Origin of the sequence: Thalassotalea sp. HSM 43 (assembly GCF_004752005.1) — a bacterium.
GTDB lineage: Bacteria > Pseudomonadota > Gammaproteobacteria > Enterobacterales > Alteromonadaceae > Thalassotalea_A.
In genome coordinates this window covers 1612153-1636407 of record NZ_CP038493.1, presented here as the reverse complement: position 1 = coordinate 1636407, position 24255 = coordinate 1612153, and the positions used below count along the sequence as shown (strand labels likewise).

At 44.6% G+C, this 24255-nt stretch carries 26 protein-coding genes; 4 read left to right on the top strand and 22 right to left on the bottom strand.

What is annotated here, in order from left to right; translation table 11 throughout:
* Nucleotides 1–128 precede the first annotated feature (128 nt).
* Nucleotides 129–452, bottom strand: a complete 324-nt coding sequence (trxA, locus tag E2K93_RS07040) for a thioredoxin TrxA (RefSeq protein ID WP_135438416.1) — start codon at nt 450–452, stop codon at nt 129–131.
* Between the two features lie 219 nt (nt 453–671).
* On the opposite strand from trxA, the gene rhlB reads away from it, so the two are divergent.
* Together rhlB and E2K93_RS07030 are read left to right on the top strand one after the other, a co-directional pair.
* Entirely contained in the window at nt 672–1931 is a 1260-nt protein-coding gene (rhlB, locus tag E2K93_RS07035) for an ATP-dependent RNA helicase RhlB (RefSeq protein ID WP_135438415.1), read from the top strand.
* A 5-nt stretch (nt 1932–1936) separates the two neighbouring features.
* On the top strand, nt 1937–3448 hold the full coding sequence (locus tag E2K93_RS07030) for a guanosine-5'-triphosphate,3'-diphosphate pyrophosphatase (protein WP_228445537.1): 1512 nt from the start codon (nt 1937–1939) through the stop codon (nt 3446–3448).
* A gap of 64 nt (nt 3449–3512) precedes the next feature.
* Here E2K93_RS07030 and E2K93_RS07025 read toward each other — a convergent pair whose 3' ends face one another.
* Genes E2K93_RS07025 through tatA form a run of 7 tightly spaced genes read right to left on the bottom strand, consistent with a single transcriptional unit; the run spans nt 3513 to nt 8157 of the window.
* Entirely contained in the window at nt 3513–4334 is an 822-nt protein-coding gene (locus tag E2K93_RS07025) for a DMT family transporter (protein WP_228445575.1), read from the bottom strand.
* A gap of 45 nt (nt 4335–4379) precedes the next feature.
* Nucleotides 4380–5393, bottom strand: a complete 1014-nt coding sequence (gene hemB / locus E2K93_RS07020) for a porphobilinogen synthase (protein WP_135438413.1) — start codon at nt 5391–5393, stop codon at nt 4380–4382.
* A gap of 13 nt (nt 5394–5406) precedes the next feature.
* On the bottom strand, nt 5407–6192 hold the full coding sequence (locus E2K93_RS07015; protein ID WP_135438412.1) for a TatD family hydrolase: 786 nt from the start codon (nt 6190–6192) through the stop codon (nt 5407–5409).
* A 9-nt stretch (nt 6193–6201) separates the two neighbouring features.
* Nucleotides 6202–6780 (bottom strand): hypothetical protein, encoded by a 579-nt coding sequence (locus tag E2K93_RS07010; protein ID WP_135438411.1) that lies wholly within the window; start codon nt 6778–6780, stop codon nt 6202–6204.
* A 1-nt stretch (nt 6781) separates the two neighbouring features.
* Complete coding sequence (tatC, locus tag E2K93_RS07005) at nt 6782–7537, bottom strand: twin-arginine translocase subunit TatC (RefSeq protein ID WP_135438410.1); 756 nt, start codon at nt 7535–7537, stop codon at nt 6782–6784.
* 8 nt (nt 7538–7545) lie between these two features.
* Nucleotides 7546–7920, bottom strand: coding sequence for a Sec-independent protein translocase protein TatB (gene tatB / locus E2K93_RS07000; RefSeq protein WP_135438409.1), 375 nt, complete (start codon nt 7918–7920; stop codon nt 7546–7548).
* 3 nt (nt 7921–7923) lie between these two features.
* Nucleotides 7924–8157, bottom strand: a complete 234-nt coding sequence (gene tatA, locus E2K93_RS06995; protein ID WP_135438408.1) for a Sec-independent protein translocase subunit TatA — start codon at nt 8155–8157, stop codon at nt 7924–7926.
* Between the two features lie 182 nt (nt 8158–8339).
* On the opposite strand from tatA, the gene E2K93_RS06990 reads away from it, so the two are divergent.
* The gene (locus tag E2K93_RS06990; protein WP_135438407.1) at nt 8340–9329 is read left to right on the top strand and encodes a hypothetical protein; all 990 of its coding nucleotides are present in this window, start codon (nt 8340–8342) and stop codon (nt 9327–9329) included.
* A 26-nt stretch (nt 9330–9355) separates the two neighbouring features.
* On the opposite strand, the gene ubiB is transcribed toward E2K93_RS06990, so the two are convergent.
* The 13 genes from ubiB to E2K93_RS06925 all read right to left on the bottom strand — a co-directional run bounded on the left by ubiB (nt 9356) and on the right by E2K93_RS06925 (nt 23254).
* On the bottom strand, nt 9356–10987 hold the full coding sequence (gene ubiB, locus E2K93_RS06985; protein WP_135438406.1) for a ubiquinone biosynthesis regulatory protein kinase UbiB: 1632 nt from the start codon (nt 10985–10987) through the stop codon (nt 9356–9358).
* Between the two features lie 16 nt (nt 10988–11003).
* Entirely contained in the window at nt 11004–11651 is a 648-nt protein-coding gene (locus tag E2K93_RS06980) for a ubiquinone biosynthesis accessory factor UbiJ (protein WP_135438405.1), read from the bottom strand.
* A complete protein-coding gene (gene ubiE / locus E2K93_RS06975; RefSeq protein WP_135438404.1) occupies nt 11651–12406 on the bottom strand; it encodes a bifunctional demethylmenaquinone methyltransferase/2-methoxy-6-polyprenyl-1,4-benzoquinol methylase UbiE in 756 nt (251 codons plus the stop codon). Before ubiE ends, E2K93_RS06980 begins: the two co-directional genes overlap by 1 nt.
* Before the next feature lie 98 nt (nt 12407–12504).
* Nucleotides 12505–14583 (bottom strand): ATP-dependent DNA helicase RecG, encoded by a 2079-nt coding sequence (gene recG, locus E2K93_RS06970; RefSeq protein WP_228445573.1) that lies wholly within the window; start codon nt 14581–14583, stop codon nt 12505–12507.
* 186 nt (nt 14584–14769) lie between these two features.
* Entirely contained in the window at nt 14770–15480 is a 711-nt protein-coding gene (trmH, locus tag E2K93_RS06965; protein WP_135438402.1) for a tRNA (guanosine(18)-2'-O)-methyltransferase TrmH, read from the bottom strand.
* A gap of 4 nt (nt 15481–15484) precedes the next feature.
* Complete coding sequence (locus E2K93_RS06960; RefSeq protein WP_135438401.1) at nt 15485–15874, bottom strand: RidA family protein; 390 nt, start codon at nt 15872–15874, stop codon at nt 15485–15487.
* A gap of 10 nt (nt 15875–15884) precedes the next feature.
* Nucleotides 15885–18002 (bottom strand): bifunctional GTP diphosphokinase/guanosine-3',5'-bis pyrophosphate 3'-pyrophosphohydrolase, encoded by a 2118-nt coding sequence (gene spoT, locus E2K93_RS06955; RefSeq protein ID WP_135438400.1) that lies wholly within the window; start codon nt 18000–18002, stop codon nt 15885–15887.
* Nucleotides 18003–18149: 147 nt separating this feature from the next.
* A complete protein-coding gene (rpoZ, locus tag E2K93_RS06950) occupies nt 18150–18425 on the bottom strand; it encodes a DNA-directed RNA polymerase subunit omega (RefSeq protein ID WP_135438399.1) in 276 nt (91 codons plus the stop codon).
* Nucleotides 18426–18563: 138 nt separating this feature from the next.
* Nucleotides 18564–19190, bottom strand: a complete 627-nt coding sequence (gmk, locus tag E2K93_RS06945) for a guanylate kinase (RefSeq protein ID WP_135438398.1) — start codon at nt 19188–19190, stop codon at nt 18564–18566.
* 135 nt (nt 19191–19325) lie between these two features.
* Nucleotides 19326–20057, bottom strand: coding sequence for a hypothetical protein (locus E2K93_RS06940; protein WP_135438397.1), 732 nt, complete (start codon nt 20055–20057; stop codon nt 19326–19328).
* 4 nt (nt 20058–20061) lie between these two features.
* Nucleotides 20062–20988, bottom strand: coding sequence for an aminotransferase class IV (locus E2K93_RS06935; protein WP_135438396.1), 927 nt, complete (start codon nt 20986–20988; stop codon nt 20062–20064).
* 173 nt (nt 20989–21161) lie between these two features.
* On the bottom strand, nt 21162–22349 hold the full coding sequence (locus E2K93_RS06930; RefSeq protein WP_135438395.1) for an amino acid aminotransferase: 1188 nt from the start codon (nt 22347–22349) through the stop codon (nt 21162–21164).
* 200 nt (nt 22350–22549) lie between these two features.
* Entirely contained in the window at nt 22550–23254 is a 705-nt protein-coding gene (locus E2K93_RS06925; protein WP_135438394.1) for a DUF445 domain-containing protein, read from the bottom strand.
* Between the two features lie 291 nt (nt 23255–23545).
* Here E2K93_RS06925 and E2K93_RS06920 point away from each other — a divergent pair, with 291 nt between their 5' ends.
* The gene (locus E2K93_RS06920; protein ID WP_135438393.1) at nt 23546–23737 is read left to right on the top strand and encodes a bacterioferritin-associated ferredoxin; all 192 of its coding nucleotides are present in this window, start codon (nt 23546–23548) and stop codon (nt 23735–23737) included.
* Nucleotides 23738–23789: 52 nt separating this feature from the next.
* Here E2K93_RS06920 and bfr read toward each other — a convergent pair whose 3' ends face one another.
* Nucleotides 23790–24254 (bottom strand): bacterioferritin, encoded by a 465-nt coding sequence (gene bfr / locus E2K93_RS06915; RefSeq protein WP_135438392.1) that lies wholly within the window; start codon nt 24252–24254, stop codon nt 23790–23792.
* Nucleotide 24255 lies beyond the last annotated feature (1 nt).

Below are 24255 nucleotides of genomic sequence, written 5' to 3'. Positions count from 1 at the left end.
AAGAATTCAGGTATGTACAGGTTTTAACTTAGCATTAAATTTACGTTTGGTAAAGTTAGCAGTTACTTGCGGCGAATTTTAAGCAAATAAAATAAAAAAGGCCAACGATTGTTGGCCTTTTTCACTAATTAAACGTTAGCGTCTAAAAACTCTTTTAATTGGTTTTTAGAAAGGGCGCCAACTTTGGTATCTGCTACTTCACCATTTTTGAATAGTAGAAGAGTTGGGATACCACGAATACCAAATTTCTGCGGTGACGCAGAATGTTGGTCGATGTTTAATTTCGCAACCGTAACTTTACCGTCATATTCGTCGGCAATTTCATTTAGGATAGGAGCGATCATTTTACATGGACCACACCACTCAGCCCAGAAATCAACAAGTACTGGGGTAGCTGAATTAACAACGTCATCAAAGCTGTCATCTGTCAGCTGTACAATTTTATCGCTCATTTTTTTCTCCAATATGCATGCGACTTGCGCAATGATTTGCAATATTTACCGATATTGGGCCTTAGCGCAATAAATACAAGGGTTAAAATTCAAATTATTGCTAAAATTTTTGTTTTATCGAATTAACTTGTTTATATCTGTACAAAAGCAGATATAAATATCTCATTCTGTTAAGATATTGCTTAATCAAATAAAATTTCATTGTGATCGAAAAAAGGCATGAATAAGACACATTTAACCGACATAAAGTTCAGCGAGCTTGGCCTCAACGACAAAGTGGTCGCCGGTCTTGATAAGATGGGCTTTCACAACTGCACCATGATTCAGGCACAGTCCTTACCTATTCTACTGACAGGTAAAGATATCGCTGGTCAGGCGCAAACAGGTGAAGGCAAAACCATTGCCTTTTTGGCAGCCACATTTCATCACTTGTTGCAAACCAAGGATCCTGGTCATAATAAGCCGCGTGCGATTATTATGGCGCCGACCCGTGAATTGGCGATTCAAATTGCTAATGACGCGAAAGAAATGGCAGAAAGCGCAGGTATGCGCCTTGGTGTTATTTACGGTGGTGAAGGCTATGAGAGTCAAAAACAAACATTACAAAAGGGTGTCGATGTTTTAATCGGTACCTGTGGTCGTTTGATTGACTATTACAAGCAAGGTATTTATCGCCTCGATAATATTGAAGTTGTGGTACTTGATGAAGCGGATCGCATGTTCGACCTTGGCTTCATTAAAGATATTCGTTATATGTTCCGTCGTATGCCAGAAGCGAAACAACGCCTTAATATGTTGTATTCGGCAACCTTATCTTATCGAGTTAAGGAATTGGCGTTTGAGCATATGAATGAGCCGGTGAGTGTTGAAGTTGCCCCTGAGCAAAAAACCAATATTCGTATTACCGAAGAATTATTCTATCCATCTAACGAAGATAAGATGGCCTTGTTGCAAACCATTATGGAAGAAGAATGGCCGGATAAAGCCATTGTCTTTGCTAATACCAAACACGTTTGTGAAAAAATCTATTCTCACTTGCAAGCCGATAAACATCGCGTTGGTTTGTTAACCGGTGATGTTGCGCAAAACAAACGCTTGAAGATTCTAGATAACTTTACCAAAGGTCATCTTGATATTTTGGTGGCGACCGATGTTGCCGCACGTGGTTTGCATATTCCTGCGGTTACCCACGTATTTAACTACGACTTACCAGACGATTGTGAAGATTACGTGCATCGTATTGGCCGTACCGGTCGTGCTGGTGCAACAGGCCATGCGATCAGTTTAGCCTGTGAAGAGTATGTTTTTAACTTGCCAGCAATCGAAGAGTATATCGATCACAGTTTACCGGTAAGTAAGTATGATCCAGATGCATTACTAACCGATTTACCAAAACCAAAACCTCGACCTCGACGTCATCGTCCAGGGCCGAAACGTGGTGGTCGTGGCGGTAATCAACGCGGTAACGCGTCGAGATAGTCACCGTGAGTACTGTACCAACCCCGTCTTGTTCACAGCCTTTATATGCGGTGATTGATCTCGGGTCGAACTCGTTTCATATGTTAATCGCGCGTCTTGTCGCTGACAGCGTGCAAGTGGTTGATAAAGTAAAACGTAAAGTTCGTTTGGCATCAGGACTCGATGATGATAATCAACTCGACGCCAAGTCGATGGCAAGGGGCTGGGAGTGTCTCAGCTTTTTTGCCGAACGTCTGCAAGATATCCCCAAACAAAATATTAAGGTCGTTGCCACAGCGACCTTACGTCTAGCCAATAATCGTCAACAATTTCTTGATAAAGCCGAACAAGTACTCGGTCATTCTATTGAGGTGATTTCTGGCGAGCAAGAAGCCGAAAATATCTACTTGGGCGTTGCTCACACAACCTGCAGTGCCGACAAACGTTTGGTGATTGATATCGGTGGCGCCAGTACTGAACTGGTGGTCGGTAGCGGCTTTGACAGCAAACTCGCGTGCTCGTTAGATATGGGCTGCGTTACCTTCAATAATGCCTTTTTTGCTCAAGGTGCGTTAACTGAATCCGCTTTCACTGCGGCGATTAGCCAAGCCCGGACTATCTTATCGACGCAAAAAGCCGCGTATCAGCAGCAAGGTTGGGATGTGGCACTTGGCGTTTCAGGTACATTGCAAGCGGTTGCCGAAATCTTAACAGGACAAGGCTTAGTGCAGCGTCTGACGTTAGCCAATCTGCAAGCCATTAAACAGCAAGTGATCGGCTGTGAGCATATAGACCGCCTCGATATTGTCGGCTTACAAACTGAACGCAAACCAGTATTTGCGCCGGGTTTGGCGATTCTTATTGCCATATTCCTCGAACTTGAAGTGAGCGAAGTACAAATTGCCGGTGGCGCTATCCGCGAAGGTGTTTTGTATGAATTACTGCCTAATATGCGCAACGTTAACATCAGACAACGCACCTTATCAGGGCTGATTCAACGCTTTAGCATCGACGAACGTCACGCCTATCGTGTTGCCAATATCGCCGACAATGCCTTTAGCCAGGTGCAAAAAGACTGGTCATTATCACCAGCGCTTGCGAGTATTTTACAATCCGCTTGTGCCTTGCACGAAATCGGTTTGTTATTGGAATACAAAGCCAGTAAAAAACATGCACAATACATCATCGAACATGCCGACTTGGCCGGTTTTAGTAATGCCGAACGGATGTTATTAATCGCTTTAATTGGCAATCACAAAACCGAGTTAAATCTTTCCTTGTTGAACAAGCAAAGCTATACCGACAAACAAACGGCAATTTATCTTATCGTTATTTTGCGCTTGGCGGTGATTTTGTCAAAACGTCGAAAAGATGATGTGATGCCAAGTTTTGGTATTCAAGGTGAAAAGGCAGGTGCGACATTGTCATTACCTGAGTCGTTTATAAAATCACACCCTTTGATCTCTGCGGAATTAAAACAAGAAGTTCGCGATATCAGCGAATGTCAGTTTACGCTGCAAGTAATCACTAGCGCATAACCACTAATCATAATCACTAACCATAACCACTATCCATATCCAATAACCATAACCGCTGATTGAGCTAATCAGAGCTAGATTGTCCCGATTTAACACTTGCCCAAGCACAAGTACTGACAATCAATAATGCGCCAACAATGGTTAATACCGTAACCGATTCTCCCAACAATAAATACGCGGCAAAAATGCCATACACCGGCTCTAGGGTAAAACTGAGACTAACGGTAAATGCCGGAATAAAGCGCAGGCTATAAATGATCAGTGAATGGGTAAAAGCGGTAAAAAACACCCCCAAGACAATAAATAATAACCAATCGTTTAGACTTGGTGATTGCTGCAATAGTAACAGCCATGGACTGAGCAACAGCAGTGCGCTGCCTTGCTGGTAAAAGCTTATCAACACCGGATTTTGTTGTTGTACGTAATGGCGATTAAACACCGTAAGTAAGGCAAAACAAACCGCTGAAAACAAACCCAGCAATAGCCCAAACCAAGCGGTTGATGTCAGATTATCGGCGGCCACCACTAAGTAGATCCCAAACAAGCATAACAAACCTTGCAGCAATAACAGCGGCTGTATCCGGGTGCGATATAAGACAAAGTTGAGCAGCGGTACATACAAAGGAAAGGTAGCAAACGTAAGCAGGCCTATGGCGACGCTAGTGAGCTGAATCGATTGGAAAAAGCTCCACCAATGCAATGCCAGCAATGCCCCGCTTATGGCCAGTCGCTGGGCTAAGGTTTTACTGATGGTCAGATTAATGCGTTTCAAGCGGCAATAAATATAAAGCGCCAAGGTGGCAAATAAACAGCGCCCCCAGACGATATACAGCGCAGGTAGGTCTATCCATTTGGCAAACAAGGCACATACGGCGAGCAAAAAAATCGCCGTATGTAATAGCGCAAAGGATTGCCGTACGCTGGTTATGGCTTAGGCCTCTTTTAACCAGCGCGCCACTTGCTTGGCGAAGTAGGTCAATATGCCGTCGGCGCCGGCACGTTTAAATGACAACAAACCTTCCATCACGCATGGCTTTTCTGCCAGCCAACCATTTTGAATGGCAGCCATATGCATGGCGTATTCACCGCTTACTTGGTAGGCATAGGTTGGCACCTGAAAGTTATCTTTAACACGACGCACAATGTCCAAATATGGCATGCCCGGTTTGACCATAACCATATCCGCGCCTTCATGAATATCTTGCGCGATTTCATGCAATGCTTCATCGGAATTGGCCGGATCCATCTGATAAGAAAACTTATTGCCGCCTTTGATGTTGCTAGACGAGCCTACCGCATCACGAAACGGACCGTAGTAGTTCGACGCGTACTTGGCAGAATAGGCTAATATGCGCGTATTGACGTGACCATGTTGTTCAAGTGCTCCACGAATCGCACCAATGCGACCATCCATCATATCCGACGGGGCAACCACATCGGCGCCAGCTTTGGCATGAGATAAGGCTTGCTTGACCAAGATGTCTTTAGTGACGTCATTAAGCACATAGCCTTCATCATCAATAATGCCGTCCTGACCATGGGTGGTAAACGGGTCAAGTGCGACGTCGGTGATAACCCCAAGCTCTGGAAACTTGGCTTTAAGGGCCCTAACGGTACGTTGTGCCAAACCGTCATCGCTATAGGCTTCTTCTGCCATTAACGACTTTTTGTCTTGTGGTGTTACCGGGAAGATGGCGATGGCTGGGATACCAAGCTCAACCAATTCTTGTGCTTCTTCTAATAACAGATCGATACTTTTGCGCTCAACGCCGGGCATCGATGGCACGGCTTCGCATTGTTGTTCGCCTTCAAGGACAAACACCGGGTAAATCAAATCATTAACGGTTAACTGATTTTCAGCCATCAAGCGACGAGAAAAGTCATCGCGGCGCATACGACGCATACGTCGAGCGGGAAATTGGCCGAATTGATTTACGTTATTCATGGTAACAAAACTCCTAGCAAGATAAGGCAAACAGTTGTTCACTATTGCGCGTTGCGTGTTCAATTAACAGGTGTTCTTCCACCTGCATCGCCGTTGCCAAGGTGCTGACAACATGCGCTAAATATTTTGGTTCATTGCGACTCGATTTGGGTCTCGGTCGAATGTTCTTTGGTGTTAAGTATGGCGCGTCGGTTTCTACCATAATACGATCGAGGGGAATATAGCGCGCGATATCATACAGTTCACTGCCACGTTTGCTATCGCATATCCAACCGGTAATACCGATATACAAGCCCATATCTAAACACTGTTTTAATTGCGCTAAGTCACCAGTAAAACAGTGGCTAACACCACCAGGAATTTGCGACCAATACTGCAGCAAGATATCTTGCCAGGTAGCAAACGCATCACGTTGATGCAAAAACAGTGGCATCTTTAACTCTGCCGCTAACGCCAATTGCTCAGCGAAGACGGTTTGTTGGTTTTCTGGTGTGGAAAAATTGCGGTTAAAATCAAGACCGCACTCACCGACCGCTTTGACTTTAGGTTGTTCGAGTAGACTGCGCAGTTTTTCGAGGTAATCACGACTGACATTGTCGGCGTCATGTGGGTGCACACCGGCCGTGCTGAATAGATTATCAAACTGCTGAGATAAGATTGCCGCTTGTTGGCTTTCATTAACGTTGGTGCCGGTGATTAACATCTTTTCGACACCGGCTAAACGGGCGTTGGCAATAACGTCTGAGCGATCTTTATCAAATCGACTGTTGGTCAGGTTTACACCAATATCAACAAGCACAGGGCAACCCTATTTTGTTCTTTTCACTTTCACAGTGCGATTTGAGCCTTCAACATTTAAAACAAATGAATTAAAGACACCACGGCTGATCTTTACGTCTTGACCGGCTTTGAATTTTAGCTTTTCAGAAGAAATGGTTTGCCATTTCTGGCCGTTATCAAACCATAACGTCCACTTGCCATGAATGCTTTTTTTGGCCTTTTCAATAGTGAACGATACCGATTCAGTGTCTTCTTCTTGTTGCGTTTTTTTATGCTCTAAACCAAAGCCTGCTTCAATTTCGGCGGCACTGATTTGTTCTTCTTGCTTTTCAATCTTAACAGGAATGATCGGTTCTGAGATCAGCTGTGTAGCTTCAGCAGATGATGACGAAATAACCAAGGGTTGCTCTGGCACGTCGTCGCTGCTACTCACAGCATTGTCGCTGCGTATGGTTTCTCTCGATTGAATCGACTTAGCGACTCTGTCGTAACAGGCAAGGCGATCGTCATTGTTATTGATGTTGCTGCAATCTAACCAACGCTGGTTGTCAAACGCCATGGCGTTGCTGCAAGCGAATATTGTTATTGTTAAAAGTAAACGTTTCATCTTACTCACCTATTTGAGCTGTATCGTCCTGCTCATCACGGGGACGATAAAAGGAGGCAAAAACCAGTCCAAGTTCGAACAGTAACCACATGGGTAATGCCAATAATGTTTGCGAAATAATGTCTGGCGGCGTTAATAGCATACCGACCACAAATACACCGACAATAACGTACGGTCGTTTCGCTCTTAAGCTAGCGACACTGCTAAAGCCAGTCCAGCACATCAGAATAATAGCGATTGGTATTTCAAACGCGGCGCCAAAGGCGAAAAATAGTTTCAGAACAAAATCGAGATAACTGGAGATATCAGTAGCGATGGTAACCCCTTCTGGAGCGACGCTGCTGAAAAACGAAAATGCTAAAGGAAATACCACAAAATACGCAAACGACACACCACCGTAAAACAACAGGCTAGAACCAAGTAATAATGGCGCCACTAAGCGCTTTTCATTGGCGTAAAGTCCCGGTGCGATAAAGCTCCATACTTGATAGAGGATGTAGGGCATGGCAACAAATATCGACACCACCATGGTGAGCTTAAACGGTGCGAAAAACGGTGAGGCGACATCTGTGGCAATCATATTGCTGCCTTCGGGCATTACCGCAAGCAGCGGTTCGGCAAGGTATTGATATATGTCTTGGGCAAAATACGCCAAGCATAAAAACACCAACAAGACACTGACAACCATGGCCAAAAGCCTAGATCTCAGTTCAAGTAAATGTTCAAAAAGAGAAGAGCCGGAAGATGCGTTTGTCATCAGTTAAATCACTTGTTTACGTTGTCGCTGTTCGAGTCAGTCTCAACAGTAGGGGAATCTGGTGTGGCTTTAGGCTCACTATCCTTTGATTTGGCATAGGGCCTATTGGCTTGCTCAGCCGCGCTTTTTAATTGATCGACTGATTGTTGCAAATCAGTGGGTAAATTATCCATGCCTTGTTGCTCGGCTTTGCGCAAATTTTCGTGGAGCTCGTGAATACGTAACTCTTCTTTTAACTCGGTTTGCACATTGGAACTAAATTGTTTGATATTGCGGAGCCAACCTCTCACCGTGCGTATCGCTACCGGCATGCGCTCAGGGCCGAGCACAATTAACCCCATAACAGCAATAACAGTCAGCTCCCAAAAACCAATGTCGAACATAAATTACGCCTGATCTTTTTCTTTAGTCGTAATGTTTTCGTCGCTTTTCGGCGCTTCTTTCAGTTGTTCTACTTTGTCATCTTCGGTTTCGGCTTTGTTGTCATCACTTACCGAATTTTTAAAGCCTTTTACGGCTGAACCCAAGTCACTGCCTATGTTGCGTAACTTTTTGGTTCCGAACAACAAAATGATAATTGCAAAAATGATTAACAGTTGCCAGATACTAATGCCACCCATACGCTTTTCCCAATATATTGATATCTACTGTAAGTTTGCGTCATATCATATCAATTTACAAACCTTAATGCCTAACGTTTAATCTATAAGTTACAAATTATTTGCATGATTCTTATTGATTTTTTGTCATTTTGTTAACATGGTTATACTTAGATATAGGATGTCTGTGACCAACTAAGTAAATGAGAATAAAGGGGAATTGGATCCTAGCTGGATTTTTGCTGATTTCAGGTCCTGGGTTTGCTACTGAAGAGCTAACACCAGACGAGCAAGAATACGCTGAAACGATGATAATTTATCCGGATCCAGAACAAGACTGGCTATTTGGCTTTCACAATACCATAAGCGATTCCGTTTTTGGTACGGCTCAGTGGTTCGATAAATTCTTTGCGACCGATGAAGCGGAAGAGATTTCCCCTAAGGCGTTGGCACGCATTCGCCTAGGTTATGAGCCACGAGCTCGTAACTTTGATGTGTTTACGCAAAAGTTTCGCTTGCGCCTTAAGCTGCCACATCTTGAAGATAAAGTGGACTTGTTATTGTCCGATGACGACGATGACGGCAGTGATGTCAATAAACAAGGTGGTGGTCGAGTCGCAAACCGCGACAAAGACGAAGATACCTTTACCGCCGCATTGCGGTTGATCAACGTTGATAACATTGGCGAATTCGTCGATACCCGAATCGGTATATCCGGTGGTGATATTTTCGTTAAATCGAGGGCTAAGATAACGTATGACTTTGGCACCAAGCACCAATTAGAGATTCAACCATCGATTTATTATTATATTGATGACGGCTTTGGTAGCCGATTTTTTACCGAATATGATTATAACTTCGCCGAAAAACGGCAATTTCGCGCCAATTACAGCATTCGCACATCTGAGTCATTTAACGGCTATCGCTGGCGCAATGGCTATCATTACCTTTATCAAATAGACAGATATCGCGCCACCAGTTTGGGGGTGGTTATTAATGGTGAAAACAATGGTGACCGCGGCTTTTTAGTCGATAATTACTTACTTAATTATCGCTTTCGTATGAACGCCTATCGACGCTGGTTATTTTTCGAGATAGAGCCGTTTGTGGAATGGCCAGAAGAAGAAGACTATAAGGCAACACCGGGTATTGCCTTTCGCATTGAAGGTTACTTTGAGAAAAAGCCTGACTAGTTAGAACGACGCTAAGTGCAGCTGCACTAGCGAATTCGGCGCATAGACAACGCCAAGACAAAGGTACTCAATCCTGCACATACCGCCGCACTCACCCCGTGTTCAAAAGAATACAACACCGCGCTGGTGATCATCAGTGAACAACCAATAATGGCCAGACGCAAACGTTTAAACTGCTTGTGCTGACGGTGTTGCATCTCCGCCAACAACAGCTGTTGCTGCTCGGCATTCTTATGGCCAGAATCTAGGTACTGATAGACCATATTCGGTAGCTCAGGCATTTTCTCTGCCCAATATGGTAGGTTCTCTTTAATCGAGTTGAACAAGGCTTTCGGGCCCATTTGCTCTTTTACCCAGTCTTCCAAAAATGGCTTGGCGGTTTTCCATAAATCCAATTGTGGATATAGCTGTCTACCAAGACCTTCGATATAAAGTAAGGTTTTTTGCAATAACACCAACTGTGGCTGCACTTCCATATTAAAGCGACGCGCGGTATTAAACAGGTTAACCAGCACTTGGCCAAAGGATATTTCGGCTAACGGTTTTTCAAAAATCGGTTCGCAAACGGTGCGAATAGCAAATTCAAATTCATCAATGCTGGTGTCTCGCGGTACCCAACCAGAATCGACGTGCAATTGCGCCACCTTGTGATAATCACGATTGAAAAAGGCGACAAAGTTTTCTGCCAAATAGCGTTTATCTTCTTTATTCAAGGTACCGACAATACCGCAATCAATGGCTATCCAGGTTGGGTCGTCGACATTGGTGACATCAACAAAGACATTACCTGGGTGCATATCAGCGTGGAAAAAGCTGTCTCTGAATACTTGCGTGAAAAACACTTCAACGCCACGTTCTGCCAATAATGGCATATTGACATTGAGCTCATGAAGTTTATCGACTTCGCCGACACCAACACCGTAAATGCGCTCCATCACCATGACGTTTTTACTGCAGTATTCAGAATAGACTTCCGGTACGTGCAGTATAGGGTCGCCTTCAAAATTGCGTTTTAATTGAATCGCATTGGCAGCTTCACGCAGCAGATCAAGCTCATCAATGATGGTTTTTTTGTATTCATTGACCACTTCCACCGGGCGCAGGCGTTTGCCTTCGGTATAAAAGCGGCTAAGCAATGCAGCGAAGGTTTGCATGACATGAATATCGGCATGAATAACTTTTTCGATACGTGGGCGAATAACCTTAATCACCACGTTTTTTTCGTCACCATCGATAGTCATCAAAGCCGCATGCACTTGCGCTATTGACGCTGACGCGAGTGGTTGTGTGTCAAAATCGCTGAAGGTTTGCTGAAATTTTTCTTCGCCTATGGCATCAACAATGATGCGTTTGGCTTGCTCGCCGTCAAAGGCATTCACTTTATCTTGCAGCAAGGCCAGCTCTTTCGCCAAATCATCAGATAGCAAATCTCTGCGGGTAGACAGCATTTGGCCAAACTTAATAAACACCGGCCCCAGTGATTCAATCGCTAATCTAAAACGCTGCTCAACTGGCTTGTCTTTGTGTTTATTACGCAGCCAAAACAATGACGCGCGCGCCACTTTGGCGGCGAATGGTAGTCGCTCACGCGGAATTAGCTCATCCAAACCATAGGTCAGGAAGGTTTTGACGATTTTATAAAGGCGTTTGCTGCGCACCCGAATTTCTACCCTATTATTTTGTTAGTTTGGCCAATATGGAATTGAGCTGTTGTTGTAAAGTATCAGTCTGCTTAGCGAGTTCTGCAACTTGTTGATTAAAATCTAATATTTCTGGTTCGGTGACCACTAATCGGGCCTCATGAAGAAAATATTCGCTGGCATCTTCGCTGATTTGTTGTTTGGCAAAATTGATCTTACGTTGCAACCAATCAAGCAGTTTAGTTAATTGATGAGTTGGTACATCACCGATGCGTTCGGCCAGTAATGTTTGCCAATCGATGTCTAGATTTTCCTGAATCGCGGCAAATTGTTGAGCGACTTTAACATCACCAATGATGTCGAGCTCGCCGGATTTTATCAGCGAGGTCAGTAATTCAAGATCTTTGAGTTTGATCAAGGTGTCTAAATTGGTGGCAATAAGACAATCATCATTGAGCTTATTGGCGATGACACTGATGTGTTGATTACTGACGTGAAAGGTCAGCGGAAAGCCAACTTCATTAATCAGTAATGTTAACGAGCGATTTTCGAGTTTGTCCAGAGCTGCAGCCGTGTTGTTATCCAACGCCAATAAGTGATTGGCAAGGGTTTCTAACAATGCCGTCACCGCTTGTTTGGGCATCAGTTGATCGAGCGTCGCTGTCGCCTCTGTGTCGTTCATTAGAACTTGTAACCTTTGTGCAGGGCTACGATGCCACCCGTCAGGTTATGGTAGCTGGTTTGTTCAAAACCAACATCTTCCATCATCTGCTTCAAGGTTTCTTGGTCAGGGTGCATGCGAATCGATTCCGCCAGATATTGATAACTTTCGCCATCTTTAGCAACCAACTCACCCATTTTTGGCAAGATATTAAATGAATAAAAGTCGTAGGCTTTATTTAGCAACTCGTGTTCAGGTTTGGAAAACTCCAATACCAATAAACGACCGCCAGGCTTCAGAACACGAAAGATAGAGGCCAATGCCTTGTCTTTGTTGGTGACGTTACGCAGGCCAAAGGCGATGGTAACAATGTCAAAGCTGTTGTCTTCAAAAGGCAATGCTTCGGCGTTGGCTTGTACATAATCGACGTTGCCAACGATGCCTCTGTCACGTAATTTGTCGCGACCAACTTGCAGCATGGATGAGTTGATATCCGCTAAAATGACCTTGCCTGTTGGGCCGGTCAATTTGGAAAATTTTGCGGTTAGATCACCGGTACCGCCAGCTAAATCAAGGATATGATTTCCTGGGCGCACGCCACTGGCATCGATAGTAAAACGTTTCCACAATCTGTGCACGCCAAACGACATTAAATCGTTCATTACGTCATATTGCTTGGCGACCGAATGAAACACTCCGGCAACCATAGATTCTTTATCGTCTTTGCTAACGGTTTTATAACCAAAATGGGTGGTGTCTTTATTGTCGTTACTCATTGGAAATGCTTGCTTTTGCCTAAACCAGGGTATGTGCTTAGTGTAAAGGATTATTGCGGGTAGGGAAAATAGTTTTAACAATAACAAGGCACTAATTATTAGGCGTTAGAGTACTTTTCCTTGTTGGCCAGCCAGCGTTCTATCAGTTTTTGTGCCAAAGCTGGGTGTTGTTTCCATAGCAGGTAGGCCTGTTGTTGAATCTCAGGAATAAGATCGCCATCACGCACCAGATCGGCAATTTTAAGTTCGGCCAAGCCGGTTTGTCGGGTTCCTAATAATTCCCCCGGACCACGGATTTCCAAATCTTTTTGCGCAATATAAAAACCATCATTGGACTCACGCAATACGCCAAGTCGTTTGGTTGCGGTTTTCGATAATGGGTTCTTGTACATCAATACACAGTGCGAAGCGACACTGCCACGACCGACACGACCGCGCAGCTGATGCAGTTGTGCTAAACCCAGTCGTTCTGGATTTTCAATGATCATTAAGCTGGCATTAGGCACATCAACACCCACTTCAATAACGGTTGTGGCCACCAATAGATGAATGTTGCCTGCTTTGAATTCGTCCATAACAGCTTGTTTTTCATCGGCTTTCATGCGGCCATGAACTAAGCCAACTTTAAGCTCAGCAAGTTGCTGTTGTAAATGCTCCGCGGTATCTTCGGCGGCCTGACATTCAAGTACTTCCGACTCTTCAATAAGGGTACATACCCAATAGGCTTGGCGGTTGTCGTGCAAACAATTGTGTCTAACCCGTTCTATCACCTGGTCGCGACGCAAGTCCGGTATGGCGACGGTTTGTATAGGCGTTCTGCCTGGCGGTAATTCATCGATGATTGAAGTATCTAGATCCGCATAGGCGGTCATCGCCAATGTTCTCGGAATCGGTGTTGCGGTCATGATCAATTGATGTGGATAGCAGCCATCAAACATGCCTTTTTCGCGCAAGGCTAAGCGTTGCTGTACGCCAAATCGGTGTTGCTCATCAATGATGGCCAAGGCCATATTGTGAAATTCAACTTGTTCTTGAAACAAGGCATGGGTGCCGACCACCATTTGCAGAGCACCGCTTTTAATATCTTCCAGTGCTTGTCGTTTTTCTTTGACTTTGGCTTTACTGGCCAGCCATCCGACGCGAATGCCAAGCGGTTCAAACCATTTACTAAAGTTAATCGCGTGCTGCTCGGCCAATATTTCAGTTGGTGCCATCAATGACACCTGATAGCCCTGACCAATAGCGGTTAATGCCGCCAGTGCCGCAACCAAGGTTTTACCTGAGCCAACATCACCTTGTACGAGACGCATCATTGGTATGTCTTGCTGCAAATCGTTGCGGATATCGGCAACTACGCGACTTTGCGCACCGGTAGGTGAAAACGGCAGGGTATCGAGAAACTTTGCTTGCAGCGACTCGTCTATTTGCATCGCTTTGGCGGGCAGTTTGTCACTGGATTGTCGTAGCTTGAGCATGCTTAAGTTATGAGCCAGTAATTCTTCGCGAATAAGCCGTATTTGCGCCGGATGACGGCCTTCTTCTAACAATAAAGTAGACACATCAGGGGTTGGCTTGTGAATCAGTTGAATTGCTTGTGCCAGCGTCAGGCCTTCATTAGAAAAACCTTCTGGTAATAACTCTTCAACACTGCCACGGTCAAGACGCACTAAAGCTTGTTCGCAGATATTGCGAATACTGATTTGTCGTAAACCGTCGGTGGTCGAGTAAACCGGTGTCAGTGTTTCTTCAACTTGCGGCGTATCTTGGTCTTGTTCTGCGCTTTTGTATTCGGGGTGGATAATTTCGAAACCACGGCCACCGCGCTGGATTTCACCAAAACAACGGATCATCTTGCCGGGCACTAAATTGGCCTTTTGTGCTGCCGAAAAGTGGAAGAAGCGCAGGGTTAACTCACCACTGCCATCGTTGATACGCACCAATAACATACGGCGCTTGCCAAACTGAATATTGCTGTCGACGACCTCGCCGATAACCGAGGTGTGAATGCCAGGCATCAAATCTCGGATTTGATAAATGCGGGTGCGATCTTCGTAACGAATGGGCAGATGAAACAGTAAGTCTTGAACCGTATACAGGCCGAGTTTTTCAAGCTTGGTGGCAATGCTCGGACCAACGCCTTTAAGAACCGTTACCGGGATATTTGCCAAATTTTGCAATCCCTCGCGTGCTGCGACGGCTCGATTGTCAGTCATGATTATTGTTATCGCCAATCCGGTTTAGCTGCGGTGTTTAGTCACAAATCACAGTGGCACATTGGGTTGTGCCACTTGATGTTTTACAACTTGATATTGAACGTCCTATTAAACAGGGTATAGCAATAACGATCAATAGCGTAACGGGTATTAATCGTCTAGGTCTTGCCAGGATTCTTTGTTCATTTGCATTTTGTGCCACCATTCGTCGCTGGCAACAATTTGTCCGTCGGCGTCGATTTGTGGGTAAGGCAGACCTTTGCGCTGACATGCTTGCGCAAAAATTGGGTGACCACCTTCAAATAAAACGCGATTGCGTTGCTCTTGGCTTAGCTCAGATGGGGTATCGTACATACCTGCGGCTTGGCGCTGGCGTTGTGCTTCGTACAAGGTGACGGCACAAGCAACACTAACGTTCAATGATTGCACCATACCAACCATAGGAATAATGATATCTTGGTCTGCCATGGCTAGAGCTTCATCAGACGCACCAAATTTTTCTTGGCCAAGAATAACCGCAGTAGGTTTGGTGTAATCAATCTCACGATAATCGACCGCAGTGTCCGATAGGTTGGTCACCAAAATTTGCATGCCTTGCTCTTTCAATCGAGTTAAGGCTTCTTTGGTGCTGCTGTAATTATGCAGGTTAACCCAGTTTTGCGAGCCTAATGCGGTACCACCGCCAACGCGCATGGTTTCGTTCTTCCATACCGCATGCACATCGTTACAGCCGACGGCATCGCAGGTACGAACGACCGCGGCAAGGTTGTGAGGCTTGTGAATGCCTTCCATACAAACCGTCAGATCGACCTGACGTTTGTTTAGCATATCGAGTATGCGCTTGTGTCTTTCTGGAGTCATAACGTTAGTTTAGGTTAGGAAGTTCCATTACACCGTCGATTTCAATATCAACGCCTTTAGGTAATTGGCTTACACCAATTGCTGCACGAGCTGGGTACGGTTGTGCAAAGTACTGGCTCATGATCTCATTAACGGTGGCAAAGTTGCTTAGGTCGGTCATGAAAATATTAACCTTAACCATGTCATTTAGGTCGCCACCTGCCGCGGTACATACCGCCGACAAGTTTTTAAACACTTGATGGGTTTGCGCTTCAAAACCGCCATCAACCACGGCCATAGATTGTGGTTCTAATGGGATTTGTCCTGACAAGTAAACGGTGTTATTAACCTTTACCGCCTGACTGTACGTACCTATTGCACTTGGTGCGTTTTCGGTGCTGATAATTGTCTTCATAGTAATCTCTTTACTTTCTTGGTCTGAATACGCGCTGCACATCTTGCATGATTTTTATCTTACGGATGATGTTGGCGATATGGATTCGATCACGACAGGTGATCTCCATGGTAATCAGATACAGGTTCGAATCTTTTTCTTCGGTATTTAAGGTACGAATATGCGAATCGGCCTTGGTAATTATCGAGGTTAACTTTGACAACGCACCTTGATGGTTGATGATTTCAACTCGCAGTGATGCCAAAAACTCGTGATCGATATCTGCATCCCATTTTACTGGGAAGAATTTACCCAATTCTTTTTCGCGACCTTTGATATTACGACAGCCATCCTGATGAACCATCAAGCCTTTGCCTGAGCTCATGTAGGCGACAATGTCATCGCCTGGGATTGGGTGACAGCATTTACCATAGGTAACCAGCATGCCTTCTGAACCTTTGATTGGCATTTTCGCTTTGCCGAAACTCGGTTCATTGTTGTCACTGGTAAATTCACCGGTTAAACGACGGGCAATACCAATACTTAAAACGTTACCTAAACCAATGTTGATCATCAACTCGTCTAGGTTTTTATAGCCTGCTTCGGTGACCACTTCATGAACCACATGCTCGCTGATATCTTCGAGCTTGGTTGCCGCTAGGGCGTGGGTGAGTAATCGACGGCCAAGATTTAATGATTCATTTTGTTCCATCGAACGCAGGTAATTGCGAATTTGCATACGCGCTTTAGCGGTTACCACAAAGTTCAACCAGGTTGCGTTCGGACGGGCACCACTTGAGGTGATGATCTCTACCGTTTGTCCCGAGTTCAGCGGCTTGCGCAATGGATACGGTTTACGTTCCACTTTGGCACCAACACAACTGTTACCAACGTCAGTATGTACCGCATAAGCAAAATCGACCGCGGTTGCACCCATTGGCAATTCAATGATTTTGCCGTCTGGGGTAAACACGTAGATTTCTTCCGGGAACATATCGGTTTTTACGTTTTCGATAAATTCAAAACTACTACCAGCGCTTTGTTGCAACTCCATCAGGCTTTGCATCCACTTGCGGGCGCGAACTTGTGCGGTAGTACCGTCGTTCTCGTCGCCTTTTTGTTTGTATACCCAATGCGCCGCAACCCCTCGGTCGGCCATGTGATCCATATCCAGAGTACGGATTTGGATTTCAACAGGGATACCGTGTGGGCCAATCAATGAGGTATGCAGTGACTGGTAACCATTACTTTTAGGAATGGCGATATAGTCTTTAAAGCGGGTTTCAATGGGTTTGAATAGGTTATGAACCGCACCAAGTGCGCGGTAGCAGGTGTCAAACTTGTTATCGACAATAATACGGAACGCGTAAATGTCCATAACTTCGTTGAACATCAGCTCTTTATTGAGCATTTTGCGGTAAATCGAATACAAGTGTTTTTCACGGCCAACTACTTGTGCTTCAATGCCAGACTCTGACAAACGCGCTTCGATTTCTTCGCGGATATTCTCGATGATTTCTTTACGATTACCACGCGCTTGCGAGACCGCTGCCTTAAGGGCGCGGTGACGCATTGGGTATAAGCCTTCAAAACCAAGAATTTCTAATTCATTTTTAATGCCATGAATACCAAGACGGTTGGCGATTGGGGCGTAAATTTCAAGGGTTTCACGCGCAATGCGACGACGTTTTTCAGGACGCAAGGCGCCTAAGGTGCGCATGTTATGAGTACGGTCAGCCAGCTTGATCAAAATAACCCGGATATCTTGCACCATGGCCATGATCATTTTGCGGAAGTTTTCCGCTTGCATCTCTTGCTTGTTACTAAACTTAATTTTGTCTAGTTTACTGACGCCTTCAACCAGTTCTGCAACGGTGTTGCCGAATTGTTCAGCCAATTCGTCACCGGTAACATCGGTATCTTCAATTACGTCATGCAGCAAGGCTGCCATTAAAGTCTCATGATCGAGGTGCATCTCGGCCAAGTTGCGAGCAACCGCAACTGGGTGGGTGATATATGGGTCACCACTGGAACGCATTTGCCCATCATGAGCGTCATGGGCAACAATATAGGCCTGTTTAAGCTGTTCGATTTGGTCGGCAGCTAAATAGGTTTCTGCAAGTTTTTTTAACGGTTCAAAAAGGTACACTTAATGCTCCAACGCCTTTTTATTCGCAGTTTTGATAAGATAAATACTTGGAAATGCACGGATATTCTAAAGATACCCTTAAATCGCAAGAAAGCCAATGACAAACGCCATTGGCTTCCTATAAAACAGAGTTAAGAGAATGTTCTCTTAAACTTGGTTACCAACGATTGCGGCAACGGCTGCAAGTTCAGCAGATTCTTGTTGAACCTGTTCTTGACGATCAGCGTTGTCCATAATATCGTTGTTGATCAGGTCAGCTTCAATTTCACGAAGCGCCAAAACAGTTGGTTTGTCGTTTTCAATTTCAACTAATGCATCTTTACCACCAGTTGCGATTTGACGTGCACGACGTGATGCAATAAGTACCAAGTCAAAACGGTTGCCAACTTTATCAACTGCATCTTCAACAGTAACGCGAGCCATTCATTTACTCCACAAAGCTAATTTTAATCAATAAGTAGCATAGTTTACTAAATGCTTAATCTTTATGCTAGATCTTTGTTGATCAAAATATCGATCAACTCAGCGATAAGTCTAGCCTGTTTGCATGGGATGTGTTGTTTATTCCGCAAGTAATGCGTCAAACAAAGCCGCATGCTTTTGTGCTTGCTGCGATCGTTTCAAGCGCTGGTTGCTGATCACGATTTGTAAATCCGTTACCGCTTGCTCAAAATCGTCATTAACGATTATGTAATCGAACTCTTGATAATGCGAACATTCTGATTGTGCTTGCGCCATGCGATCAGCGATCACCTCATCACTGTCTTGACCACGGCTGCGCAGGCGTGATTCCAGTTCTTGGCGTGATGGTGGGCAGATAAATATAGTGGTTACTGTTGGCTTTTTCATGCGCACTTGCTGTGCACCTTGCCAGTCAATATCAAGGAACACATCAATGCCTTGGGCTAATTGAGCATCAATCGCCGCTTCACTGGTGCCATAATAATTACCAAACACTTCAGCCCACTCATAAAATTCGCCGGCGGCAATTTTTTGTTCAAACTCTGCTTTGCTGACAAAGTGATAATGAACACCGTTTTCCTCTCCTGGACGAGGGGCACGGGTGGTATGCGAGACAGAGACTTGCATCTTTCTGCCGTTTGATTGTTGTAGAAGTGCCTTGATTAGGCTGGACTTACCTGCGCCACTTGGTGCCGACAGGATAAACAGGTTACCAGAAACCGTCACGTTGAATCCTCAAAATATTGCATGTGCTATTAAGCATGGCATTGTAGCGCAAAAGCGACAAATGGACTATATCTATTGCCGCTATCAGCGCCGTAAACACCGCCGTATACCGCGCGCTAAGTTAATCGCGTTTAGTTAATCGTCAACCGGCTGTAATCGTTTGCTATACAAGTCATGATAATAGGGCATATTCTCTTCTGCCAGTAACAGATGTTGCTCATTAAGCTGCAAATCGGGTTCACTGAACTTAGCAAAGCCAGTGGAGTTCTCCACATTGTGATACCAATGACTGGCCCAGACGCCATCACTGTCACGACGACCTTTTGGCCAGTTGAGCATGTTTTCCTCAAAGTCGATTTGTAATTGCTGACATAGCGCCTTTAACATGCCACGCGGGTTAAGTAGCACATCTTTACTGTCGATAATCGGAATTTGCTGACCACTGATGTCGGATATTTGTTTATACAACTGATGCTGTTTGATAATGCCAATATCGTCATTGTTTACCGTCGGCATTTTCTTAATGTAAGAATTAATCACATACCGTGGGTCACGAATTAAAAAACAGTGGGTAAAGTCTTTGCACCAGTGAAAGTCGACGTCATCAAGCATGTGATGGGTCATCATTTTTTGATAGCACACCGGCTCGTCGAAATCCGCCGCCATTTGGCTGGCGACCGTTTGCCAGTCATTGGCCTGATCTGCCATGACTTCAGCAGCCATTGGGTGGTCGAGGCCTGTTTGCGCCAGATAATAACCATAAAACGGTTCATCAACGACGCAGGTATCGCTGCGATTTTCAAATGAACGCATCATCGCCGTCGAGATATTGCGTGGTCCTGACCACATCGCGATATGTTTGCTCATCGACTTACTCCTGTGGACATTCTTTGGCGATACGTTGCAAATACAGTTGCTGCAGTTTTTGCACCATGGCGCCTTTACCGTGCTCGGCAAACTCGCCTATTTCACGACCATCAACGCTTTGCACTGGCGTCACCCCGGCGAAGGTGCCGGTAACAAACGCTTCTTCAGCGCCGTAGACTTCCGACAAGGTGAAGTTCTTCTCATACACCTCTATGCCATTTTCTTTACACAGGTCGATGATGTTGCTGCGGGTGATGCCTGATAAACAGTAATCGCCGGTTGAAGTCCACACCTGATTATCACGGACGATAAAAAAGTGGGTCGAATTGCAGGTCGAGACAAAGCCATGTGGGTCTAGCATCAAGGCTTCATCGGCACCGGCTTTGGTGGCTTGAATACAACCAAAAATACAATTTAATTTAGAATGACTGTTAAGCTTTTGGTCTTGCACATCAGGGTAACCACGACGCACATACACGGTATACAGGTTTAAACCGTTATCTGCGGTTTCAGGCGCCGGCATTTTATATTCAGGAATAATAACAATAGTGGCCGAGCTGATGGTTACTCGAGGGTCTTGATACGGCGTCGATTTAACGCCGCGACTTACCATCAAGCGAATGTGTACATGGTCGTGCATATCATTGGCGTTACAGGTGGTGATGATACGCTCTATTAATTCTTCTTTGCTGATACCGATATCCATATCCAGTGCTTTGGCACCTTCGTATAGGCGGCGCATATGCTTGTCGATAAATGGCAATTTACCGTGGTGCAGTCGTAACCCTTCCCACACGCCGTCACCGAGAATAAAGCCAGAATCGAAAACCGATATTTTGGCTTCATCGCGGTGAAATAACTCACCATTAATGTTGATCTTGATATCCTGATTACGTGGATCGGCGTTTGAGTGATGACTTCCTTTGCCCATAAATGACCTCGAAACTGACTGGCAGAAAAATGAATAACGGGAAAATTAACTTAGCGGTTATTTTGGTGGTGGTCAAATTATCATCTTACTGGCTTTCAGCTGTTGCCGATTTTATTACAGGCATAAAAAAAGCTTCCCGAAGGAAGCTTTATAAATTCAATTAATGTGCTGAATTACAATACTTTAGCAATGCTTTTTGCTAAGTAATCTACATTTGAATTGGCGATACCAGCAATACTCATGCGGCTTGAACCAACCATGTAAATGCTGAATTCATCTTGCAGGCGTTGTACTTGCTCTGGGGTAATACCTAGGAATGAAAACATACCTTTTTGTTCGGTAATAAAGCTAAAGTCACGAGACACGCCTTGCTCGCTTAATTTGTCGACCAATAACTGACGGTTACCGTTGATGCGGTTACGCATTTCTGCCAGTTCTTGATGCCATTGTGTGGTCAATTCTGCTGAATCAAGAATGGTTTCAACGATGGCTGCACCGTGCGCTGGTGGCATAGAGTAAATACAACGAACCACGCTAAGCAATACCGAGTTGGCGATATCGGTTACGGTGCTGTCTTTACCAATGATTGAACACGCACCAATGCGCTCACGGTATAAACCGAAGTTTTTCGAACATGAGCTGGCTAAGATCATTTCATCAACCGAGTCAGCCATTAGGCGTACGCCATACGCATCTTCGTTAAGACCGTCACCAAAACCTTGGTAAGCCATGTCAATTAATGGCGTAAAGCCTTTTTCTTTGGCTAGCTCAACCATTTCTTGCCATTGCTGCTGGTTAAGGTCCATGCCGCTTGGGTTGTGACAACAGGCGTGGAACAATACCACGTCGTCGCTCGCCACATTGGCAATGGCCGCTTTCATTTCAGCAAATTTCAGGTTTTTGTTTTCGAAATCGTAGTATGGGTAGGTTTTTACAGTCAAACCTGATGCTTGGAATAAACCTGTGTGGTTAGCCCATGTCGGGTCACTTACCCAAATTGTTGCGCCAGGCTTGCATGAGCGAATAAACTCAGCAGCAACACGCAATGCACCGGTACCACCTGGTGTCGAAACGGTACGAACTCGATTTTCACTGATCACGCGGTGTTCGCCGAACACCAACTCAGTCATTTTCTCGTTGAACAAGGCTGAGCCTGTTGGACCGATGTAGACTTTGGTGTCTTCATTATCGAAACGGAATTTTTCAGCAGTCTTTACACAATCTAGAATCGCAGTGTGACCTGCTTCATTTTTGTAAACACCAACACCCAAGTCAATTTTGTTTGGGTTTTCGTCTAGTCTGTACTTAGCCAGCAGGCCCAAAATAGGGTCGGCAGGTAACGCTGATAAATTACCGAACATAGTCGTGATTTCCTGAAATTAAAATGCCTGACGACGTAACATGCCGCAAGCTAGAATTGTTAAAGGCCAAGGATATATCAGAAAGCGTTTAAAATTAAGACAAAAAGCGCGAAAACTTGGCTATTTTTGCGCTTTTTTTTAAGTCTTGTGGCTTGGTATTGCAAAAACGCCATCAAAAAGCTGAAAAGTATCAGATTTTTTTAGAAAAGTAGCGCACTCACTAGACCGATAAGGGCACCAAAAACACCACCCCAAACAACCAACCAGCCAAGGTGTTTGCGGATCATATCTTGGATGATTTGTTTGACGATTTGTGGCGTTAGCTCATCAAGGCGTTTGTTGATGATCGCCTCAACCTTGTCACGCACTGAATCGATAACATTAGGTTGTTCAAGTTCGGCTCTGACCATTTCATGAAATTTATCGCTGCTGGAAATCTCAACTAGCGATGCCTGCATCTTTTCAATAAACGACTGTTTTAATGGTAATAATGCGTCGGTGCCGCCAAACATAGCGAGCATATTGGCAAACGGCGATTCTTCAATGGTCTTAACCAGTGAATCAAAGGCTGGCTCAAGATCAACTTTGCTAATGATATTGGTTAAATCGAAATCGCTGGCTCTGCCGTCTTTTTCAGACAAGAAACGATCAATATTTTGCTCAGTAAAAAATTGCGTCATCATTAAGTCGCGAATACCGGTTTTGAACTCTTCAAAACGGTCGGGGATCACACCTGAGCCATATAAAAACGGCACTTTTTCAAACAACATGTGAATCGCCAAGGTATTGGTGATGGCACCGGACAATGCAAATAGGCCGGTATAAAAGACAAGATCATTGGCTATAACGTAACCGATAACGGTGACGATAAGGGCTAGGCCATTGGTGATCAGGGATTTATTCATTTTTATTGGTCAAAGTAAGTCACAGAATGAGGCAATGTTACAAGGGCTGTTACGGGCTTTCAACTGCGACGTTTATGTTGTCGTCGTAATAGCCGATAAATTGCTGTTGTCAAAGAAGTTGTGAGAGACGTTATGTGAGAATTTATAAGAGAAGTAAACCGTTAGATATCGAGAATTGTTTTTTATTTATACAATCCGTTAACAAAAATGATGTTGATAATCATTCGTATTTAGATTAGAGTGGCGGCAAGTTATATATTGCCAACAAAAATACGCCGTAAAGAGTTAACAATGTTTGTTTGTATTTGCCATCAAATTACCGAATCTGACCTTGCCAATGCCGTTGAACAAGGTGCCAATACAATGAAGGAAATTCGCGAACAATTAAACGTTGCCAGTCAATGTGGCAAGTGCGTACAGTTCGCCAAGCAAGTGTTGGAAGAGCATAACTGCAATTACGATCTTGCGGTAAAAGTCGCCTAGCATTTTTACCTACTGATTATACGTCCCTATTATCAAACCAACCGCTGCGTTGTTACATCATCGCTTGTAAGTAATTTTTGATACCTGATTTTTCAATCATAAATTGCTGCGCTTCTAACCAATCAATGTGCTCTTCTGCCGACTCCAATATGTCTTCAAGCATATCGCGACTGACATAATCATTGACTGACTCGCAATGACCAATAGCACGCACTAAGGTATCTCGAGCGTCTAGCTCGTAATCGAGATTGGCTTGGATCATTTCTTCACAATGTTCACCAATACGCAGGCGCCCTAAATGTTGTAGATTCGGCAAGCCTTCTAAAAACAAGACGCGTTCCATAATCGCATCGGCATTCTTCATCACCTTAATTGAGCGTTTATAATCGGCTTTATTAAGCTGCTCAAACCCCCAGTTTTTGTGCATACGGGCATGCAGAAAATATTGGTTGATGGCTATCAGCTCATTGGCGAGAACATTGTTAAGGTGCAAAATCACTTCTTTGTTACTTTTCATG

What these genes read in the sequence shown, in the direction of transcription:
- trxA (WP_135438416.1), bottom strand. Translation starts at nt 452, where the DNA reads ATGAGCGATAAAATTGTACAGCTGACAGATGACAGCTTTGATGACGTT.
- rhlB (WP_135438415.1), top strand. Translation starts at nt 672, where the DNA reads ATGAATAAGACACATTTAACCGACATAAAGTTCAGCGAGCTTGGCCTC.
- hemB (WP_135438413.1), bottom strand. Translation starts at nt 5,393, where the DNA reads ATGAATAACGTAAATCAATTCGGCCAATTTCCCGCTCGACGTATGCGT.
- E2K93_RS07010 (WP_135438411.1), bottom strand. Translation starts at nt 6,780, where the DNA reads ATGAAACGTTTACTTTTAACAATAACAATATTCGCTTGCAGCAACGCC.
- tatC (WP_135438410.1), bottom strand. Translation starts at nt 7,537, where the DNA reads ATGACAAACGCATCTTCCGGCTCTTCTCTTTTTGAACATTTACTTGAA.
- tatB (WP_135438409.1), bottom strand. Translation starts at nt 7,920, where the DNA reads ATGTTCGACATTGGTTTTTGGGAGCTGACTGTTATTGCTGTTATGGGG.
- tatA (WP_135438408.1), bottom strand. Translation starts at nt 8,157, where the DNA reads ATGGGTGGCATTAGTATCTGGCAACTGTTAATCATTTTTGCAATTATC.
- E2K93_RS06990 (WP_135438407.1), top strand. Translation starts at nt 8,340, where the DNA reads ATGAGAATAAAGGGGAATTGGATCCTAGCTGGATTTTTGCTGATTTCA.
- E2K93_RS06980 (WP_135438405.1), bottom strand. Translation starts at nt 11,651, where the DNA reads ATGAACGACACAGAGGCGACAGCGACGCTCGATCAACTGATGCCCAAA.
- ubiE (WP_135438404.1), bottom strand. Translation starts at nt 12,406, where the DNA reads ATGAGTAACGACAATAAAGACACCACCCATTTTGGTTATAAAACCGTT.
- trmH (WP_135438402.1), bottom strand. Translation starts at nt 15,480, where the DNA reads ATGACTCCAGAAAGACACAAGCGCATACTCGATATGCTAAACAAACGT.
- E2K93_RS06960 (WP_135438401.1), bottom strand. Translation starts at nt 15,874, where the DNA reads ATGAAGACAATTATCAGCACCGAAAACGCACCAAGTGCAATAGGTACG.
- rpoZ (WP_135438399.1), bottom strand. Translation starts at nt 18,425, where the DNA reads ATGGCTCGCGTTACTGTTGAAGATGCAGTTGATAAAGTTGGCAACCGT.
- E2K93_RS06940 (WP_135438397.1), bottom strand. Translation starts at nt 20,057, where the DNA reads ATGAGCAAACATATCGCGATGTGGTCAGGACCACGCAATATCTCGACG.
- E2K93_RS06935 (WP_135438396.1), bottom strand. Translation starts at nt 20,988, where the DNA reads ATGGGCAAAGGAAGTCATCACTCAAACGCCGATCCACGTAATCAGGAT.
- E2K93_RS06930 (WP_135438395.1), bottom strand. Translation starts at nt 22,349, where the DNA reads ATGTTCGGTAATTTATCAGCGTTACCTGCCGACCCTATTTTGGGCCTG.
- E2K93_RS06925 (WP_135438394.1), bottom strand. Translation starts at nt 23,254, where the DNA reads ATGAATAAATCCCTGATCACCAATGGCCTAGCCCTTATCGTCACCGTT.
- E2K93_RS06920 (WP_135438393.1), top strand. Translation starts at nt 23,546, where the DNA reads ATGTTTGTTTGTATTTGCCATCAAATTACCGAATCTGACCTTGCCAAT.
- bfr (WP_135438392.1), bottom strand. Translation starts at nt 24,254, where the DNA reads ATGAAAAGTAACAAAGAAGTGATTTTGCACCTTAACAATGTTCTCGCC.